Raw genomic sequence first — 17,932 nt, forward strand, 5'->3', positions numbered from 1 at the left:
TCAGCCGGAGCGGGAGGACGCGGTACCGGGGACGCGTGCGGGGCGCACGTCCACGGGCACCGTGTGCCATCCGGTCGCGCCGTCCGGGACGGTGCCGGTGCGTTCGCCCGTCTGGACGGCGCCGGTGCCGTCCACGGCCCGGACCTCCAGGGTGTGCGGGCCCGGGGCCGCGTCCCACGGCCACACCCACTGGCGCCAGGTGTCGTCCCCGTCGGCGTCCGCGAGCCGCGCCTGCTGCCACGGGCCGCCGTCCACCCGTACCTCGACCCGCGAGATCCCCCGGTGCTGCGCCCACGCCACCCCCGCCACCGCCACCCGGCCCGCCGGCAGGGCGGCGAACACCCGCGGGGTGTCGATCCGGGACTGCGTCTTGACCGGGGCCCGCGCCGCCCACGACCGGCGCACCCAGTACGCGTCGTACGCGCCGAAGGTGGTCAGCCGCAGCTCGGTCAGCCACTTGCACGCCGAGACGTAGCCGTACAGGCCGGGCACCACCATCCGGACCGGGAAGCCGTGCGAGAAGGGGAGCGGCTCGCCGTTCATCCCGAAGGCCAGCAGCGCCTCCCGGCCGTCCATCACCGTCTCGACGGGCGTGCCCAGCGTCATTCCGTCGACCGAACGCGCCACCAGCTGGTCCGCCGGTCCGCCCCCGGACGGCGGCCGCACCCCGGCCTCCCGCAGCAGGTCCGCCAGGCGTACGCCGAGCCAGCGGGCGTTGCCCGCGTACGGGCCCCCGACCTCGTTCGACACGCAGGTCAGGGTGATGTCGTGCTCGACGACCGGGCGGGCGAGCAGGTCCCGCAGATCCAGGGTGAGCGGCCGGGACACCCCTTCGCCGTGGATGCGCAGCCGCCAGGTGTCCGCGTCCACGCGCGGGACCACCAGGGCCGTGTCCACGCGGTAGAAGGCCCGGTTCGGAGTGAGGAAGGGTGACACCCCGGGCACCCGGAGCTCCGCCCCGGCGGGCACCGGTGGCGCGGGCACGTCGGGCGGCGGGAGACGGAACCGGGCCCGGGACTCCGTGGCCCCCGCCGAGCCGTGGGCGCCCAGGCGCCGCCCCGCGAGCCCCGCACCGGCCGAGAGCGCCACGGCGGCGGCCAGCAGCCGGCCGAAGCCGCGCCGGTCCATCGCCCAGGCCCCTCCAGCCGATCCCGTCCCGGGCCGGGTCGCGGCCCTGACCAGCACGTACAGCACCCCGGCCGAACCCAGCCCGCCGATCAGCGAAGGCAGCGCGTCCCGCCAGGAGGCCTCGGGGCGGGACAGGGCGGCCGCGGCGCCGACGAGTGCGAAGGCCGCGGTGAGGGCGATCCCGGCGCGCAGACGGCGGACGGAGAGCAGCCCGGCCGCGACGGCGACGGCGGTCAGCACGACCACGATGCCGAGCGTCAGCACCAGTTTGTCGGCGGCGCCGAACGTGCGGATCGCCCACTCCCGCAGGGCTGTCGGCGTACGGTCGACCAGCGCCCCGCCGACGGCGGTGAGCGGCGAGGCCTCCGGGCGCACGGCGGCCGTGACCAGTTCGGCCAGCGCCAGGCCGGCGCCCGCGGCGACCACCCCGCTGAGGGCGCCGAGCAGGTAGGGGCGCTGCGTGGGGTCCGAGGCCGCAGGGATCATCCGGAACCACCTTCCGCCCCGGCCCGGTCGGGCGGGGCCCGGTTCCAGTGTCCCCCCGGAGCGCCGGGCAGGGCGTCACGCGCGCGGGCGTTCCGCCCGGTCGGCCGCCCGGCGGGCCAGGAGCTCCAGCCAGTGCGCCGCGTCCACGGAGGTGCTGGAGGTGCCCGGTCCGCGGCGCTTGCGCAGTTCCACCACCCCGTCGGCGAACGGCGACCCGGCGCCGCACCGGCACGGGCCCAGCCGGTCGGGGGCGGCGGACTCGACCGCTGCCGGGGGCTGTTGCACGGACTCGGGCCGCTCCGCTTCGGTCTCGGACATGCCCCGATGATTTCCGGGCCGGTGCGGCCGGGCGGCCCGCCGGGGGAGCTCTCCCCCGCACGGGCAGCGAGATTCCCACGGGAGGGTGACGGTCACCCCGTCAGGTGATCGCCGACGCCTCCCGTGGTGTAGATCAGCCCTTGGCGGGGGCCGCCGCCGGGAGCCATCCGGCGATCTTCGAGGCCAGGGCGTACGGGTCCCCGCTCGGCTCGCTCGGGTGCCGGGTGGTGCGCCGGGCCCACTCCTCCTCGAAGGCGTGCCAGTCGATCACCCGCGGGGCGGCCTGCCGCACCAGGGCCTCCTCCAGCGAGTCGAAGTAGGCCGTCCACCGCCGGGCGTAGAGCTCGCTGACCAGACCGCTCCACTCGCGGTTGGCGTAGTCGTGGAGGAAGCCGCCCTCGCTGGTGCTCCGGCGGCCCCACACGCTGAGGACCGAGCGGGCGTCGTACTCGTACCGGTCCTGCTCGGCCCGGTCGGCGCCGGCGGAGCGGGCCGGCTTCAGCCAGCGGCCCAGCAGGAAGTTCGGGTCGGAGCCGGTGACCGCGTCCAACTGCCGCTCGGCGTAGTTCCACTGGGCGGTGAGCTCGCGGAACCGGGCCAGGTCCTTGGCCTCGTACGCCGCCCTGATCTTCGGCAGGAGCACCCGCGAATGGTTGGCGAGGGCCTGCCGGGCGGTGTCCACCAGGTCGAAGCGGTAGGCGCTGGAGCCGCGCAGCCGCGGATCGACGTCAAGCAGGTGGTCCAGGGCCCGGCGCACCGCATCGGCCGGGTAGCGCATCGACTTGGGGCTCCAGTACGCCGCCCCCGTCGCGGTCAGGCTCGGGCGTGCCGAGAAGAGGCTGTCCTGGGACTCCGACCACAGCCCCGAGGAGGTGCTGTACGGGCCCTTGCGCAGTTCCTCCCAGGCCGCGGCGGCCTCGGCGTCGGGCCCGCCGTACCGCCGGGCCGCGAACCCGGCGAACCACGCCCGGTGGTCGATCGTCCCGGGCTCCCAGGCCAGATCGGTGAAGAGGTCGAAGGCGGCGGGGTTGGTGCCGGTGGCCTCCGGCAGGTAGGCGATCCCCGTGAGCGCGCTGTTGCCCTTCGCCCGCCACGGCCCGAACCGTTCGAGCCACACGGAGCTGTTCGCGCCGATCGTCGTGTGCCCGCCGAAGTTGTAGATGGTCCCCATGGCGTAGGGAGTCCCGCCCCAACGGGCCTCCCGGTCCAGCCGGTTGTACCGGTCCGACAGCCCGTCCAGGATCAGCAGCTTCGAGGTGTCGACCCCGGCCAGCAGTTCCGCGGTCGGGTCGTCCTGCCAGCCCAGCACCGCCCACAGCGCCCCGGGATGCGCAGCGTGCAGGGCGTCCTGGACGGCGCCCGCGGCGGCCTTCACGTCCACCGACCCGGTCTGGCCGCCCTCGTGCAGCGGGCTCATCCGGTACATCGTGCTGTCCCCGAACACCGCCCGCTGCTCCGCGTAGTACGCCGCGGCCAGCTTCCCGAAGGCCGGCGCGGCCGGGTCCAGCCAGTCCGGGCGGTCGAAGCCCGCCCAGTCCCCCTGCGCCACCGTGGCCGAGCCGGGGTTGCGCGCGGTGAAGCCGGGCGGGACGGTGCCGAAGTAGCCCGGCAGCACCGGGGTCATGCCGAGCCCGCGCAGCTGCTCGGCGATCCGCCCGCCCAGCTCCGCCCGTTCCCGCATCAGCCGCTCGGAGACCGGGCCGCCGAACCCGCTCAGGTTCTGCAGCAGCCACCAGCTCTGGTGGGCGGGGCCGGGGATCCACTCCCGCAGCTCCTCGGCGGAGTAGCCGAAGCCCTGGAGCGCCCGGTAGTACGGGTACTCGGCGCCGACCTGGACGAACACCTCGTTGATGCCGTGCAGGGCGAGCAGGTCGATCTGCCGCTGGTGCTCCTCGAAGGAGCGGTACGGGCCCGAGTAGCCGTCGTCGGTGTCGTTGAGGGCGTACCGGTGGGGGACCACCGCGCTGCGGGTGACCGGCGCGGGGAGGCCGGGCAGGGTGGCCGGCAGCATGCCGATGCTGTCGCCGGGCCAGCCGATGTCCGCCCCGGCGACGTGCTGGAGGTACCAGCCGACTCCGGTGAGCAGCGTGGCTCCGGTGCTCCCGCGCACGGTGAGCGCCCCCGGGGTGCCGGACACGGTGAAGGTGTCGGCCGCGACGGTGGTGTCCGGCACGAGGGTGAACTGCCCGGCGTGCCGGGGCAGCAGCCGCCCGAGGGCGGCCCGGGCGGGCGCGGTGTCGAAGGTGCGCGGGCGCGGCGCGGCCGGGACCGTCCCGGCCGCCCGCACCTCCCCGCGTACGTCGGCCCGTGCGGGCGCCGGGGCGCCCGGGGCGGCGGCCCCGGGGGCCGGGCCCGCGCAGATCAGGGTCAGCAGCACCGCGGGGAGCGCGGCGAGGGCGACCGGACGGGTGCGGGGCCTGGGTGTCATGGGGTGGGTCATCCGTTCGCCGTTCGCCGTGGGCCGCCCGCGGTGACTGTCCGCGCCGGCTGTCCGCAGCTGCCTGTCCGCGGTGAGCTGTCCTGCCGTCCTGCCGTCCTGCCGTCCCCCGTGCCGCCTGTCCGCGGGCGGGCGTGCCCGCGGGCAGGCGGTGCCGGTCCGGCCTCAGACGGGCAGGGACCAGGCCTGGTCGACCCGGTGGTCGCCGCAGGCCGTCAGCCGCAGCCGTTCGGCCGGGGCGTCCGGGGTCGCGGCCGCCGCGGGAGCGGTCAGGCACAGCCCGCTCGCCTCCTCGACGAGGGCCCCGTCCCGGCGGTGCTTCCAGGTCTGGCCGGGCTGCTCCTGCGGCCGGGACGCGCAGTCGGCCAGCTCCACCAGGCCGTCCTCGCCGGCCGACAGGCATTCACCCGCGAGCCGCAGGCGGCTGTCGTCGCCCAGGATCCAGCGCTGGTCGGGGGCTCCGGTGCAGGTCGCCAGCACCACCGCGCCGACGCCCGTGGTGTTGGCACCGTCGGCGCACTTGGCGCCGTCACCGGTGATCTGTCCGGTGGGCACGGCCTCGGCGCAGCCGCTCGGGGTGAGCCGCCAGACGCCGGTGCCGTGCGCGGCCACCTTCCCGGTCAGCGTCCCGGCGATCTCCCGGCGCTCCCCGCTCCACAGGTCCTTGGCCTGGACGGCCTCGCACGCGTGCAGCCCGGCCTCTTCGAGCGGTACGGCGATGTCGCGGTCGCGGGCCGAGCGGTTGAGCACGGCCACCGCGCGGTCGCCGTTCGCGAGCGGGCGCACCAGGATCTCGAAGGTGGCGTTGGAGGAGACCACCGCGCCCTGACGGCCCATCGGGTCCTGGTCCAGCGCGATCAGATCGGTGTTGCCGAGGGCGGCGAGCGCGTCCGGGGTGAGGGCGGAGACGTCGGAGGACAGGATGAAGGGAGCCGCCATCATGGCCCACAGGGCGACCTGGCTGCGGCTCTCGGCCGCGGTGAGCCCGGGGGCGCCCGCGATCAGGAAGTCCGGGTCGTTCCAGTTGCCGGGTGACGCGTACCGGCCGAGCCAGCGGTTGTAGCCGTAGTTGCCCATCACCGAGCTCCAGCGCGAGGTGGCGGGCGAGGCAGGGTTGTACACCTTGATGTCGCGGCCCTCGCGCCACAGCTGGCCGGTCTCGCCCGTCCAGCCGATCACCTTGTGCCAGTCCGGGCTGCCCCATTCGCCCTGCTGGAAGTAGGCGGGAGCCGATGCGGACAGCACCATGTCCCGGCCGCTGGCGCGCAGCGCCCGGGCGACGGCGTTGTAGGCGTCCCGGTAGGCCTGCTCCTTGGTCTTGCCCTCGGGCACCCACAGGTTGCAGCCGTCCATCTTGACGTAGTCCACCTTCCAGGAGGCGAACTGCCGGGCGTCCTGCGCGTAGTGGTCCGCGCCGCCGCCCTGGGGTGCCCCGCTGCCGGGGTACTTCTCGCAGGTCAGGTAGCCGGCGTCCTCGTAGATGCCGAACTTCAGGCCCTTGGCGTGGAGGTACTCGCCGAGCCAGGCCATGCCGTGCGGGAACTTCTGCGTGTCGACGACGAGGTTGCCCTGCGCGTCCCGGCTCCTGGTCATCCAGCAGTCGTCGACGGTCACCGTGTCGTAGCCCTTGGCGGCGAGGCCGGTGGACACGAGGGCGTCGGCGTTCGCGATCACCTTGGCCTCGTCGATGTCGCACATGTAGTGCGCCCAGTTGTTCCAGCCCATGGGCGGGGTGAGGGCGAGGGGGGTGTCCGAGGTCGCCGTGGGTTCGGCCGCCGCCGGGGCGGGAGCGAGCATGAGGGCGAGCACGGCGGCCGCGGTCAGGCAGGGGAGTGACGCACGCAGGCGAGGCGGCACGGGGACTCCTTGACGTGGGGCGGGCGTACCGGGGCAGTGGTGCGCTCAGTGCAGCGGTGCGATTACCCACTGTCAACAAAAGTCGATGGTTATCAGTCAATGACCAGCAATATGGCCGTAGTCGACGTCACACGAAAGGGGTGACGGGTGCTCCGGGCCCCCGCCCGGCGTGACGATCGGTACAGCGGTAGATACACCGGCGGATACGGCGGCTGATACGGTGTATCTCATGCCTAGGAGATCACCCGCCCTCGACCGCGCCACGCCCGAGGCCATCGCCGTCGCCGCCCTGCGGATCCTGGACGAAGAAGGGCCCCAGAGCCTGAGCTTCCGCGCCCTCGCCGACCGGCTGGAGGTCTCCCACGCCACCGTCCAGCGCCGGTGCACCGACCTCGCCGGACTGCTGGACCTGTGCACCGAGCACCTGGCCGCGCAACTGCCCGTCGTCCCCGCCGGGACGGACTGGGCCGAGGCCACCGAGCTGCGCTTCACCGCCCTGTACCGCCTGCTCACCGCCCATCCCGGGCTGCTCGTGCTGCGCGGCGGCCGGCCCTGGCTGGGGCGGCAGCTGCTGGCCCGGCTCGTGGAGCCCGCGCTCGCCGACAGCGTGGCCGCCGGGATGACCGCCGCCGAGGCCATGACCGTCTACCGCCGCATGTACCTGCTGACCCTCGGCAGCGCCGCCTTCGTGGACCACCGTGACCCGGCCGCGGCCGTCGAGGCCTCGCGGGCGGCGCTCGCCGCGCTGGACCCGCAGCGGTTCCCCGTGCTCTCCGCCGGGCTGACCGACGTACTGCCCCCGCTGACCGACCACGAGGTGTACTACGGCGCGCTGCGCCAGCTCATCGAGGCCGCCCGGCCCGCCGTCTGAAAGGCAGTCCGACCATGGAACAACAGCTCGACTACGCCGCCGTACGCGCCGCCGCCGACCGGATCGCCGGAGGTGTGCGGCCCGTCGCCGTGGTCCCCGCGGCCGAAGGGGTCTGGTACGCGCTGGAACACCTCCAGCACACCGGCTCCTTCAAGGCCCGCGGCGCCCTCAACTTCCTCACCGCCCACCACCGCGCCGGGACCCTCCCGGCCGTCGGCGTCACCATCGCCTCCGGCGGCAACGCGGGACTGGCCTGCGCCTGGGCGGCCCGCGCACGGTCCGTGCCCGCCACCGTGTTCCTGCCCGAGAGCGCCCCGCGCGTGAAGGTGGAACGGCTGCGGGGGTACGGGGCCGAGGTGCGGCTCGTCGGTGACCGCTACGCCGAAGCGCTCGCCGCCTGCCGGGAGTTCGCGGCCGCCTCCGGGGCCCTCAGCAGCCACGCGTACGACCACCCGCTCATCGCGGCGGGCGCCGGCACCCTGCTCGACGAGATCCGGGCCGCTCTGCCCGGCCTGGACACCGTGGTCGTCGCCGTCGGCGGCGGGGGTCTCTTCGCCGGGATCGCCACCGCCGCGCGCGAGCACGGCGTACGGGTCGTGGCGGCCGAGCCGGAGAACTGCCGGGCCCTCAACGCGGCCCTGGCGGCGGGGCGGCCCGTGGACGTCGCCGTGGACTCGGTGGCGGCGGACTCCCTCGGCGCCACCCGGGTGTCGGCGGACGCGCTGGCGGCCGCCCGGCAGGCCGGCGTGGAGTCGGTGCTCGTCGCCGACACGGCCATCGCCGCCGCCCGGCGCACCCTGTGGGAGGAGCACCGGATCGTGGTCGAAGCAGCGGCCGGCACCGCCCTGGCGGCGCTGGACGCGGCGCCGCGGCGGCCCGGCGAGCGGGTCGCCGTGGTCCTCTGCGGGGCCAATACGGACCCGCGCGACCTGGTGGCCCCCGTGGCGTAGCCGCCGTCAGTCGTCCTCGGCCTCGCGGACGACCACCACGCTGCTGGTGGAGTACTGCACCACCTGCTGGCTCACCGAACCCAGCAGGGCGCCCTTGAAGCCGCCGTACCCGCGGGTGCCGACCACCATCAGGTCGGCCTCCTTGGAGGCGTCGACCAGGACCTGGGCGGGGGAGCCCTGCTCCACGCGGCGGAACACCGGCACGCCGGGCGAGGTGCCGACGGCCGAGGCCACGGTGTCCGCGAGCTTCCGGCGGGCCGCCTCCTCGGCCGTGACCGCCTCGTCGTCGGCGGTCTGCGCGGCCGCCGAACCGAGCGCGAACGGATTGCGGTTCCACTCCCAGGCCATCACCGCGTGCACCCGGGCGCCCGTCATCCTGGCCTGCTCGACCCCCCATTTCAGGGCTTCCCTGGAATGGTTCGAGCCGTCCACGCCGACGACGATCAGAGGCTCGATGAGCTGCTCGGTCACGGTGGTTCCTCTCGCTTCGCCTGAATAGCCGGTCTTCTCCATGTATACCCGGAAGGCGTGGTCCGACCTCGAACGACCATCGTCGCGGGGACCGACGACTTTGGAGGGCAGCCCCGGACCCCCGGCTCCGACGAAGGTGTGGGTGTCGGGTGAACGACACCCGGCACGGCACGACATGGAGGAACGGGCGTGGCACAGCGCAAGGGTTGTCTGATCGGCTGCGGCGTGGCGCTGGTGGTGGGCGTCGGGCTGCTCGTGGCCCTGGTGTTCGGCATGGGCAAGGTCCTCGACATGGCCGACAAGACCCTGGTGGACCCCAAGGTCTACGAGGCCGTGCAGACCGGCGACGCGGAGGACGCGGTCCGCGCCGAGCTCCCGTCGGGCGACACCTTCGTCAAGGACGTCCTCAAGGACGGCGGCCCGGCCGCGCCCGAGGGCAGCACCTGCGCCTGGTACGTCTCCAGCGGCGACCCCAAGGCGGGCAAGGAAACCGTGTTCCGCTTCTGCTTCAAGGACGGCAAGCTCGCGGAGAAGGCCGAGTACCCGATGAAGTGACGCCCGCGGTGGCGCCGGTTCAGCGGGCCCCGGCTGCCCGGCCCCCCGCCGCGGCCCGGCGCAGACCCGCCACGGCCGGGGCCGGCCGGGCCGCGGCCCCGGCCGGGTACCGGGCGGTCTCGGCGTCGATCCAGGCGAGTGCGGCGGCCCGCTCCGGACCGGTGCACGCGGAGAAGTGGAACAGCAACTGCCGCCAGGCGCGGGTGGACCGGGCGGCCGAGGCGGACCGGCGGGCCGCGGCGCGGAACGCGCCCGGCGCCAGGGTGTCCCAGCCGGGCCGGGGGGTGAAGCCGACGTGCCGGACCAAGGTGGCGAGTCCTCCCGAGGCCAGGATCCGGGCCTGGACCATGACCGCCGCCTCGGCGGCCAGGGCGTGCACCGGGTCCGAGCCGCAGGACGGATGCCCGGTGGAGCCCGGCCGGCCCCGCTTGGCGACCATGGAGGCGACGGCATGGTGGAGCCGGCCCGCCAGCGCGGGCGTCGGCTCACGGCCGGCGACCCGCTCCTCCAGCGCGCTCCGAAGGACGGCCGCGTTCGACTTCGGGTCGAGGTGCTTGGTGCAGCGGATGTGCGCGCCGGCCAGGGCCCGGTAGCGCTCCAGCAGCCGGGAACCGTCCGCGTGCCACTGCGGACCGGGGTCCTCGGCGGACAGCCAGTGGCCGAGCAGTTCGTCCTCGAAGGGCCGCCAGACCGCGAGGGCCTCGCGCTGCGCCCCGACGGCGGGCCGCTCGGCGCGGAGGGCGAGTGCTCCCGCCACCTCGCCCGCGGTACGGCGGTGGACGGCGTCCGGGCCGGGAGCCTGACGGTCCGCGGACCGGGGGGCGGAGCGCGTCCCGGCGGCGAGGGGCCGCAACTGGTCCAGGAGTTCCCCCGCGGCGGCGTCCTCTCCGGCCCGCAGCAGCCAGGCCACGGCGAGCAGGGCGCCCTCCTGGGGTGCCCGCAGGACGTACCGCCCGGTGTCCAGCAGGGGCCACAGCCAGCGCAGGCCCTGGTCGGTGAGGCAGTACGCGAAGACCTCGGGGCAGGAGGCGTCGGCGGCGGGGGGCTGCGGTGCGGTGTTCTCGTCCATGGCCGGCGTGGCAGGTCCTGCCCCTGCGCCCTCCGGTTGTGGAGACCGGTGCTCCGGCTGCTGAGCTACACGCCGTAAGGGGGGAATTCAGGCGTTCGAACGGGCGTGCACAAGTCGTGGCCGCGTTGCCCCCGGGGCGCCGTGCGAGGTCCTGACCCGTGCCGGACCGGCGCCGGAGGTAAAGCGCATTAGTGCGCGTTCCCGGGGACGGTCGACAAAGAGCCAATTCCTGACGGCCGTCCCGCTCCGGCGCCGAATCGGCACCCTCCGGGGAACCATTGGACTAAAGCGCATCAGTCCAGTTCGAAGTGCTGCCGGAGAAGGCCTGCGCAATCGGCGTCGGTGACTGCGGGCATTCGGTACCCGCCGGTCCCCGGCCACCGGTGGAAATGCCTCATTGACGTGATCCCGGATCCGGACGACCGTGGGCCCCGCCTCCGGCAAAGAGGCCGGACCTTCTGCGAAGGCGGCGAGGATGACTCGTTCGAACCTGACCCGTACCGCCGGTGCCGCGCTCGTCGCCTGGACCCTCCTGGGGGTGTCGGCGTGCGGCCTCGGCGGCGGCGCCGGGGACGTGGAGGAAGCGCGTCGCACGGGCCGGGTGGCCGGTGCGATCACCTTCCGGACCCTCCAGCTGAAGCCCGTGTACACCTCGTACGTCCAGGGGGTGATCGACGCCTTCGAGCAGAAGTACCCCGAGGTCGAGGTCACGTGGGAGGACGTCCCGGGCGACGGCTACAACGAGAAGCTCGTCGCGGACGCCCAGGCCGGAGCCCTTCCCGACGTGGTCAACCTCTCCACCGATTCCTTCCAGCTGCTCGGCGACCGCGGCATGCTCGCCGACGTCGCCGCCCTGGACGAGGGTCAGGCGAAGGAGTACGTACCCGGCGCCTGGGAGCAGTTCAGGCTCCCCGGCCGCGGCGACGGCGTGTTCGCCTACCCCTGGTACGTGACCCCGGAGATCCTCACCTACAACCGGGAGCTCTTCCGCAAGGCGGGCCTGGACCCGGCCGCCCCGCCCACCAGCGTCGAGCAGTTCTTCGACTACGCCGAGCAGATAGCGGCCCGCTCCGGAGGCCGGTACGCCGCGTTCATGGCCGACCCCAAGGGCAGGCTGCCGGGGGACTGGCAGAAGATGGGCATCCCGGTGCTGAACGCGGAGCGGGACCGGTTCACCTTCGACACCGACAAGGCCGTCGAGTGGACCGAGCGGATGAAGGACCTGTACGCCAAGGGCGCGATGCCCAGGGAGTCCCTCCTGAAGTCCGACGACATCAACCAGCTCTACGGCAGCAGCAGACTCGTCTTCGGCCCCGGCTCACCGGGCTTCGTCAAGGACATCAAGCGCAACGCCCCGCAGGTCTACGCGGACACCCAGGTCGCCGGAGCCGTCACCGGCACCCTCGGCCACATCGGCATCTACGCCCAGTCCCTCGGCATCCGCAAGGACACCCGGCACCTCGACGCGGCGAACGAGTTCGCCAAGTGGGTCACCAACGGCCCCAACCAGGTGGAGTTCTCCAAGAAGGCCACCATCTACCCGTCCAACGCCCAGGGGCTCGCCGACCCGTACTTCGCGGACCGGGGCGACGGCACGGACGCGGAGACCGTGGCCCGCGCCGTCGGATCCGAGCAGCTGCGGACCGCGGCGTTGGACGCCAACACCCCAGTCCAGTGGACCAGTCAGGTCGGCGACGCCGTCGTGCGGGAGATGCAGAAGGCCATCAAGGGCGAGCAGGACGCCCGTACGGCGGTCCGCAAGGCGCAGGAAGCGGCCAACGCGCTGCTCGCCGACGCGGCCGCGAAGTGAGCAAGGCAGGACGGGCGGCGGCGCCGCGGGACGGGACGGGGCTGCCCCACCGGACCTGGTGGACCCCCTACCTCTTCCTCGCCCCCGGCCTGGTGATGGTCGCGGTCTTCAGCATCTGGCCGTTCGTCAACACCGTCGTCCTCTCGCTCACCGACGCCCGGATCCTGCGCGGCGGCACCTTCGTCGGCCTCGACAACTACGGACGCGCCCTGACCGACCCGGACTTCTGGGTCGCGACCGGCAACAGCGTGCTCTACCTCCTGGTCGTCGTCCCCTGCCTGGTGCTGCTGCCGCTGGCCCTCGCGGTCCTCGTGCAGACGAAGGTCCCGGGCATCGGGTTCTTCCGCTCCGCCTTCTACACCCCGGTGATCGCCTCGGCGGTGGTGGTCGGCCTGATCTGGCAGTGGCTGCTGCGCAGCGACGGCCTCGTCAACACGGTCTTCCTGAAACTGCGCCTCGTCTCCGAGCCCGTCCCCTTCCTCACCGACAGCACGATGCTGTTGTTCTCCGCGATGCTCGTGACCGTGTGGAAGGGCCTGGGCTACTACATGGTCTTCTACCTCGCGGCCCTCGGGAACGTCCCCGCCTCGCTCCACGAGGCGGCCGCGATCGACGGGGCCGGAGCCGTACGCCGCTTCTTCAGCATCACCGTCCCCCAGGTCAAGCCGATGATGCTGCTCGTCGGCACGCTCTCCGCCGTCTCCGCGCTGCGCGTCTTCACCGAGATCTACGTCCTCGGCGGCGAGAGCGGAGGCCCGGGCGGCGGCGCCCGCACCCTGCCCTTCCTCATCCGGCAGGTCGGCCTCGGCTTCGCCGGGGAGACCGGCTACGCCTCGGCCGTCTCCCTCCTGCTGTTCCTGCTGACGCTGGTCTTCAGCCTGTTCGGCCGCCGCCTGGCGAAGGGGGACGAGCCATGAGCGCCCGCGTGTCCGCGCCCGCGAGGGGGAGGGGGCGCCGCCGCGCCGGCCGGGCCGGCCGGTACGCCGCGCTGCTCCTGATGCTGTTGGTGATGGTGGGCCCGATCGTCTGGCAGTTCCTCACCTCGCTCCGGGGCCGCACCGAGAACGTGTACGAAGGCGTACTGCCCTCGCAGCCGACCCTCGGCAACTACGTACGGGTCGCGGAGTCCTTCCCGCTGCTCCAGTACGTCGGCAACACCCTCACGGTCGCCGTGCTCGCCGTCACCTCGAACCTGCTCTTCGCGGCGATGGGCGGCTACGCCCTGTCCCGGGCCGGATGGAAGGGCCGCAGGAGCGTGTTCACCGTCCTGGTGGCCACCCTGATGTTCCCCTTCGAGTCCGTGATGATCTCCATGTTCCTCACGGTCCGCGAGATGGGCCTGGTCGACACCCTCATCGGCGTCTGGCTCCCCGGGGCGGTCTCCGTCCTCAACATCATGATCATGCGGGCCGCCTTCCTCGCCGTGCCCCGGGAGATCGAGGAGGCCGCGGTCCTGGACGGCGCGGGCGAGTGGACCCGCTTCACCCGGGTCTTCCTCCCCGCCGCCAAAGGCGCCCTGGCCGTCGTCTGCATCACCAGCTTCATGGGGGCCTGGGACGACTTCCTGTGGCCCCTGCTCGTCCTCACCGACAGCGACCACTACACCCTCCAGCTCGGCCTGAAGTCCCTGGCCGGCGCCACCACCGTCAACGACCAGCGGCTCGTCGCCGCAGGTGCGACGGCAGCGCTGGTCCCCATGGTGCTCCTCTTCTGCGCCCTGCAGCGTTTCTTCTTCAAGGGCGTGGGAGAGGGAGCCGTCAAGCTCTGAGCCGCATCTCCCGCAACTCCTGCACCTCCCGCACCTTCCGTATCTTCCGCACCTTCCGCATCTCCCAGATTCCTGGAGCAGCCGTCATGCACGACGACCGCAGCATCACCGAGCACCGCCTCCGCCGGGTCCTCAGGGAACGCATCAAACCAGCCGTCCGCTCCCGTTCCGTGCCGCTGGCCGTCGAGCGCTGGGAGGCCCCGGGCGAGCCCGTACCGGTCGCCGAGGGACTCGCGGCGCCCTACCGGCCCTGCGCGGCCGGCGACCCGTGGGGCCCGGCCTGGGGGACCACCTGGTTCAAGGTCACCGGCACCGTCCCGGCCAGCTGGGCCGGCCGTACCGTGGAAGCCGTCCTCGACCTCGGCTTCGACCGGATGATGCCCGGCTTCCAGTGCGAGGGCCTGGTCCACCGGGCCGACGGCGGCGAGGTCAAGGGCCTGAACCCGTACAACGACTGGGTGCGCGTCGCCGACCGGGCCGAGGGCGGCGAGCGCGTCGAGTGGTACGTCGAGGCCGCCTCCAACCCGGTCCTCGTCGACCACGCGGCCACGTACGAGGGGGATCTGCGCACCAGCGGGGACCAGCCCCTCTACCGGCTCGCCCGGATGGACCTCACCGTCTTCGAGACGGAGGTCTGGGAACTGGTCCAGGACCTGGAGGTCCTCCACGAACTGATGACGCAGCTCGACGTCCAGGACGCCCGGCGGTACGCCGTCCTGCACGCCGTCGAGGCGGCACTGGACGCCGTGGACCTCGGCGACGTCCCCGGCACCGCGGCCGCCGCCCGGGCGCAGCTGGCCGGCGTACTGTCCTCCCCGGCCCACGCCTCCGCCCACCGGATCAGCGCGGTCGGCCACGCCCACATCGACTCCGCGTGGCTGTGGCCGCTGCGCGAGACCGTCCGCAAGGTCTCCCGCACCGCGTCCAACGTGGTGCACCTCATGGACGGGCACCCCGAGTTCGTCTTCGCCATGTCGCAGGCGCAGCAGCTCGACTGGATCAAGACCTCCCGGCCCGAGCTCTTCGAGCAGATCAAGAAGAAGATCGCGGACGGGCAGTTCGTGCCCGTCGGCGGCATGTGGGTGGAGTCCGACACCAACATGGTCGGCGGCGAGGCCATGGCCCGCCAGTTCCTCTACGGCAAGAAGTTCCTGCTGGACGAGTTCGGCATCGAGACCCACAACGTCTGGCTGCCGGACTCCTTCGGCTACACCGCCGCCATGCCGCAGATCGTCAAGCTCGCCGGAGCCAAGTGGTTCCTGACCCAGAAGATCAGCTGGTCCCAGGTCAACAAGTTCCCCCACCACACCTTCTGGTGGGAGGGCATCGACGGCACCCGGGTCTTCACCCACTTCCCGCCCGTCGACACCTACAACTCCGACCTCGGGGGCGCCCAGCTCGCGCACGCCGCCCGCAACTACCAGGAGAAGGGCCGCGGTTCCCGCTCCCTGGTCCCCTTCGGGTGGGGCGACGGCGGCGGCGGCCCCACCCGCGAGCACCTGGCCCGGGCAGCCCGCCAGCGGGACCTGGAGGGCTCCCCGCGGGTCGAGATCGAACGCCCGGACGCCTTCTTCGAGAAGGCCCACGCAGAGTACGGCGACGCCCCCGTCTGGGCCGGTGAGCTGTACCTGGAGCTGCACCGCGGCACCTACACCTCCCAGGCCAAGACCAAGCAGGGCAACCGGCGCAGCGAATCCCTGCTGCGCGAGGCCGAGCTCTGGGCCGCCACCGCGACGGTGCGCACCGAAGGGTACGCCTACCCGTACGAGGACCTGGAGCGCCTGTGGAAGACGGTGCTGCTGCACCAGTTCCACGACATCCTGCCGGGCTCCTCCATCGCCTGGGTGCACCGCGAGGCGCGCGCGACGTACGCCGCGGTGCGCGAGGAGCTGCAGGCGATCACGCTGGCGGCGCAGCGCGCCCTGGCGGGCCCGGGGGAGGAGGAGCTGGTCTTCAACTGCGCCCCGCACGCCCGGCGCGGCGTCCCGGCGGGCGGCGCCGGGGTCCCGGCCGCCGCCGGTCAGCCCGTCACGGTGGAGGAGCGGCACGGCGGCGGTCACGTCCTGGCGAACGGCAGGCTGCTGGTGGAGATCGACGGCAGGGGCCTGATCGTCTCCGCCTACGACCTGGAGGGGCGCCGGGAGTCGCTCGCCCCGGGGGCGGCGGCCAACCTCCTCCAGATCCACCCCGACTTCCCGAACATGTGGGACGCCTGGGACATCGACGCGTTCTACCGGCACAAGGTCACCGACCTCGTCGCCCTGGACTCCATGGAGGTCACCGGGGGCGGACCAGACGCGGCCACCGTCACGGTGACGCGCTCCTTCGGCTCCTCCACGGCCGTTCAGACGGTCACCCTGCGGGCGGGCGCCCGGACCGTCGACCTCGTCACGGACGTGGAGTGGCACGAGACGGAGAAGTTCCTCAAGGCCGCCTTCCCGCTGGACGTGAAGGCCGAACGCTCGGCCTCCGAGACGCAGTTCGGCCATGTCCACCGCGCCACGCACACCAACACCTCCTGGGAGGCGGCCAAGTTCGAGATCTGCGCCCACCGCTGGATCCACGTGGAGGAGCCCGGCTGGGGCGTGGCGCTCCTCAACGACTCCACCTACGGCCACGACGTCACCCGGGACGTGCGTCCCGACGGCGGCCAGACCACCACGGTCCGGCTGTCCCTGCTGCGCGCCCCTCGCTACCCGGACCCCGAGACCGACCAGGGCGGCCACACCCTGCGGTTCTCGCTCGCGCCCGGCGCGCAGATCGGGGACGCGGTGCGCGAGGGTCATGCCCTGAACCTGCCCGAGCGGGTCCTGACCGGGGCGGGCCCCGTCGCCCCGCTGCTGGCCGTCGACAACGACGCCGTCGTCGTCGAGGCGGTCAAGCTGGCCGAGGACCGCAGCGGAGACGTGATCGTGCGCCTCTACGAATCCCGGGGAGGCCGCGCCACGGCCGTCCTCACGCCGGGCTTCGCGGCCACCGCCGCGGTGGAGAGCGATCTGCTGGAGCGTCCCCTGCCCGGGGCGGCGGTGGCCGCCCCGGCCCCGGACGGCACGGTCGCCCTCGCCCTGCGCCCGTTCCAGATCGTCACGGTGCGCCTGCACCGGGCCTGAGCCGCCCCGCCGCTTGCCGCCACGCGTCCGGGGAGCGGTAGTGGTTCGCGTGCCCGGCTCTCAGTACGGTGCGCAGCGCGGCCAGGTGCTCGGTGTCGGGCGGCAGGTCCAAGGTGTCCAACAGGGCGAGTGCCGAAGGTGGTTCGAGCTGCCCGAAGAGGTCGTGGTAGCTGTCGCGAAGGGCCCGGAACACGGCCGGGTGGAGCTCCGGCACGGCCGCGGCGGCCCGGTAGGCGGGCTCCTTGACGGCCCAGGGTGCCGGTCCGGAGCACTCCAGGACCCGCCGGGTCCGCCGCAGGAACCCCGCCGGGGCCCCGGTGCGGATCCGCCCGGCATCCCGGCCCAGCACCTCGGTGAAGGCGGTCCCGCTCGTCAGCCCGTGCTCGAACCAGTCGAGCCAGAGCGAGGCGATGACGGCCTCCGGCTCCGGCTCTGCCTCCAGGCGCCGCCGGTAGCCGTCCCAGAGGACCTCGGCCGGCAGCGGCCCCGCCGGTCCGAGGTGCGCCGTGTGGATCGGGCGGTGCACCAGGACGTGGCTGCCGACCAGGTCCATCAGGCCGAGCGCCACGCGGACCCGGTCGGCCGGGCCGATCCGCTCGTCGTCGAAGACCAGGAACCCGTAGGTCTGCGCGATGTCGTCCGCGCTCATGGCTTCGGGGGGAGCGTCGGGCTCCGCGTACCACCACACGCCGTCGGCGTCCTGCGTCAGCCCGTCCTCGGCGAGCCAGCTCCGGGCGAGGGCCGTCTCCGGGTGCGGCTCCGGCTCCGGGGTCATGCCGCGAGGAAGGCCGAGACGGCCGCGGTGAACGGGAAGGTGATCAGGCGGGCGTCCGGGATGCGGCGGACCAGTGGTGGGAGGAGCACCGGCGGTCCGGCCGGCGGGCCGGTGACCTCGTGGGCGAGGCGCGCTCCGCCGTTCACCGTCACGGAGCGGTGCCCGGTCGTCCGGGTGGTCCTGGGCTTCCGCGTCATCCGGCCGAGGGTACCCGGCGGCGCTCCGCCCTTGGTGATCACCCGGGTCCGTGAACTGCGCCACAGGAGCCGGCCGAGGGGGCCCGTGGCCGGTGGAATCCCGGCATCTTCCGGGAGGCGGGGTCCGGCG

General features: G+C 73.7%; 15 protein-coding genes and 1 tRNA gene. 7 read left to right on the forward strand and 9 right to left on the reverse strand.

What is annotated here, in order from left to right; translation table 11 throughout:
• The 4 genes from IO30_RS0115530 to IO30_RS0115545 form a co-directional block, all read right to left on the reverse strand.
• Window positions 1-1,614 carry a molybdopterin-dependent oxidoreductase gene (locus IO30_RS0115530; protein WP_051902333.1) on the reverse strand — a complete coding sequence of 538 codons (1,614 nt, stop codon included), beginning with the start codon at window positions 1,612-1,614 and terminating at the stop codon, window positions 1-3.
• A 75-nt stretch (window positions 1,615-1,689) separates the two neighbouring features.
• Entirely contained in the window at window positions 1,690-1,932 is a 243-nt protein-coding gene (locus IO30_RS0115535; RefSeq protein ID WP_031143338.1) for a hypothetical protein, read from the reverse strand.
• Window positions 1,933-2,065: 133 nt separating this feature from the next.
• Window positions 2,066-4,360: an alpha-N-acetylglucosaminidase gene (locus IO30_RS0115540; protein ID WP_078904720.1), complete on the reverse strand. Its 2,295-nt coding sequence runs from the start codon at window positions 4,358-4,360 to the stop codon at window positions 2,066-2,068.
• A 174-nt stretch (window positions 4,361-4,534) separates the two neighbouring features.
• Window positions 4,535-6,226 (reverse strand): ricin-type beta-trefoil lectin domain protein, encoded by a 1,692-nt coding sequence (locus tag IO30_RS0115545; RefSeq protein WP_234321745.1) that lies wholly within the window; start codon window positions 6,224-6,226, stop codon window positions 4,535-4,537.
• Window positions 6,227-6,455: 229 nt separating this feature from the next.
• Between IO30_RS0115545 and IO30_RS0115550 the strand changes: the two genes are divergently transcribed.
• Window positions 6,456-7,097 (forward strand): TetR/AcrR family transcriptional regulator, encoded by a 642-nt coding sequence (locus tag IO30_RS0115550; protein ID WP_031143344.1) that lies wholly within the window; start codon window positions 6,456-6,458, stop codon window positions 7,095-7,097.
• 14 nt (window positions 7,098-7,111) lie between these two features.
• Window positions 7,112-8,047 carry a serine/threonine dehydratase gene (locus tag IO30_RS0115555; protein WP_031143346.1) on the forward strand — a complete coding sequence of 312 codons (936 nt, stop codon included), beginning with the start codon at window positions 7,112-7,114 and terminating at the stop codon, window positions 8,045-8,047.
• A gap of 6 nt (window positions 8,048-8,053) precedes the next feature.
• Here the strand turns inward: IO30_RS0115555 and IO30_RS0115560 are convergent, their stop codons facing one another.
• Window positions 8,054-8,518, reverse strand: coding sequence for a universal stress protein (locus tag IO30_RS0115560; protein ID WP_031143348.1), 465 nt, complete (start codon window positions 8,516-8,518; stop codon window positions 8,054-8,056).
• Window positions 8,519-8,707: 189 nt separating this feature from the next.
• Between IO30_RS0115560 and IO30_RS0115565 the strand changes: the two genes are divergently transcribed.
• Window positions 8,708-9,073 (forward strand): hypothetical protein, encoded by a 366-nt coding sequence (locus IO30_RS0115565; protein ID WP_031143350.1) that lies wholly within the window; start codon window positions 8,708-8,710, stop codon window positions 9,071-9,073.
• 19 nt (window positions 9,074-9,092) lie between these two features.
• On the opposite strand, the gene IO30_RS40555 is transcribed toward IO30_RS0115565, so the two are convergent.
• Together IO30_RS40555 and IO30_RS0115575 are read right to left on the reverse strand one after the other, a co-directional pair.
• On the reverse strand, window positions 9,093-10,142 hold the full coding sequence (locus IO30_RS40555) for a hypothetical protein (protein WP_031143352.1): 1,050 nt from the start codon (window positions 10,140-10,142) through the stop codon (window positions 9,093-9,095).
• Window positions 10,142-10,217, reverse strand: a tRNA-Trp gene (locus tag IO30_RS0115575). Before IO30_RS0115575 ends, IO30_RS40555 begins: the two co-directional genes overlap by 1 nt.
• 400 nt (window positions 10,218-10,617) lie before the next feature.
• On the opposite strand from IO30_RS0115575, the gene IO30_RS0115580 reads away from it, so the two are divergent.
• The 4 genes from IO30_RS0115580 (at window position 10,618) to IO30_RS0115595 (ending at window position 16,830) form a co-directional block, all read left to right on the forward strand.
• A complete protein-coding gene (locus tag IO30_RS0115580; protein ID WP_078904721.1) occupies window positions 10,618-11,952 on the forward strand; it encodes an ABC transporter substrate-binding protein in 1,335 nt (444 codons plus the stop codon).
• A 95-nt stretch (window positions 11,953-12,047) separates the two neighbouring features.
• Window positions 12,048-12,869, forward strand: coding sequence for a carbohydrate ABC transporter permease (locus tag IO30_RS0115585; RefSeq protein WP_308443108.1), 822 nt, complete (start codon window positions 12,048-12,050; stop codon window positions 12,867-12,869).
• Window positions 12,866-13,720, forward strand: coding sequence for a carbohydrate ABC transporter permease (locus IO30_RS0115590; RefSeq protein WP_031143358.1), 855 nt, complete (start codon window positions 12,866-12,868; stop codon window positions 13,718-13,720). Before IO30_RS0115585 ends, IO30_RS0115590 begins: the two co-directional genes overlap by 4 nt.
• Before the next feature lie 86 nt (window positions 13,721-13,806).
• Window positions 13,807-16,830, forward strand: a complete 3,024-nt coding sequence (locus tag IO30_RS0115595) for an alpha-mannosidase (RefSeq protein WP_031143360.1) — start codon at window positions 13,807-13,809, stop codon at window positions 16,828-16,830.
• On the opposite strand, the gene IO30_RS0115600 is transcribed toward IO30_RS0115595, so the two are convergent.
• Together IO30_RS0115600 and IO30_RS0115605 are read right to left on the reverse strand one after the other, a co-directional pair.
• The gene (locus IO30_RS0115600; protein WP_051902335.1) at window positions 16,805-17,605 is read right to left on the reverse strand and encodes a hypothetical protein; all 801 of its coding nucleotides are present in this window, start codon (window positions 17,603-17,605) and stop codon (window positions 16,805-16,807) included. The two genes, IO30_RS0115595 and IO30_RS0115600, sit on opposite strands and share 26 nt — an antisense overlap.
• Window positions 17,602-17,802, reverse strand: coding sequence for a hypothetical protein (locus IO30_RS0115605; protein WP_157853321.1), 201 nt, complete (start codon window positions 17,800-17,802; stop codon window positions 17,602-17,604). The genes IO30_RS0115600 and IO30_RS0115605 overlap by 4 nt, the downstream gene beginning before the upstream one ends.
• Window positions 17,803-17,932 lie beyond the last annotated feature (130 nt).

The organism is Streptomyces xanthophaeus, assembly GCF_000725805.1.
In the GTDB taxonomy this organism is placed as follows: domain Bacteria; phylum Actinomycetota; class Actinomycetes; order Streptomycetales; family Streptomycetaceae; genus Streptomyces; species Streptomyces xanthophaeus.

Excerpts from the sequence above, each read along its gene's own strand:
- IO30_RS40555 (WP_031143352.1), bottom strand. The coding sequence starts at position 10,142 with ATGGACGAGAACACCGCACCGCAGCCCCCCGCCGCCGACGCCTCCTGC.
- IO30_RS0115580 (WP_078904721.1), top strand. The coding sequence starts at position 10,618 with ATGACTCGTTCGAACCTGACCCGTACCGCCGGTGCCGCGCTCGTCGCC.
- IO30_RS0115530 (WP_051902333.1), bottom strand. The coding sequence starts at position 1,614 with ATGATCCCTGCGGCCTCGGACCCCACGCAGCGCCCCTACCTGCTCGGC.
- IO30_RS0115555 (WP_031143346.1), top strand. The coding sequence starts at position 7,112 with ATGGAACAACAGCTCGACTACGCCGCCGTACGCGCCGCCGCCGACCGG.
- IO30_RS0115600 (WP_051902335.1), bottom strand. The coding sequence starts at position 17,605 with ATGACCCCGGAGCCGGAGCCGCACCCGGAGACGGCCCTCGCCCGGAGC.
- IO30_RS0115585 (WP_308443108.1), top strand. The coding sequence starts at position 12,048 with ATGGTCGCGGTCTTCAGCATCTGGCCGTTCGTCAACACCGTCGTCCTC.
- IO30_RS0115590 (WP_031143358.1), top strand. The coding sequence starts at position 12,866 with ATGAGCGCCCGCGTGTCCGCGCCCGCGAGGGGGAGGGGGCGCCGCCGC.
- IO30_RS0115535 (WP_031143338.1), bottom strand. The coding sequence starts at position 1,932 with ATGTCCGAGACCGAAGCGGAGCGGCCCGAGTCCGTGCAACAGCCCCCG.
- IO30_RS0115595 (WP_031143360.1), top strand. The coding sequence starts at position 13,807 with ATGCACGACGACCGCAGCATCACCGAGCACCGCCTCCGCCGGGTCCTC.
- IO30_RS0115605 (WP_157853321.1), bottom strand. The coding sequence starts at position 17,802 with ATGACGCGGAAGCCCAGGACCACCCGGACGACCGGGCACCGCTCCGTG.
- IO30_RS0115540 (WP_078904720.1), bottom strand. The coding sequence starts at position 4,360 with ATGACACCCAGGCCCCGCACCCGTCCGGTCGCCCTCGCCGCGCTCCCC.
- IO30_RS0115550 (WP_031143344.1), top strand. The coding sequence starts at position 6,456 with ATGCCTAGGAGATCACCCGCCCTCGACCGCGCCACGCCCGAGGCCATC.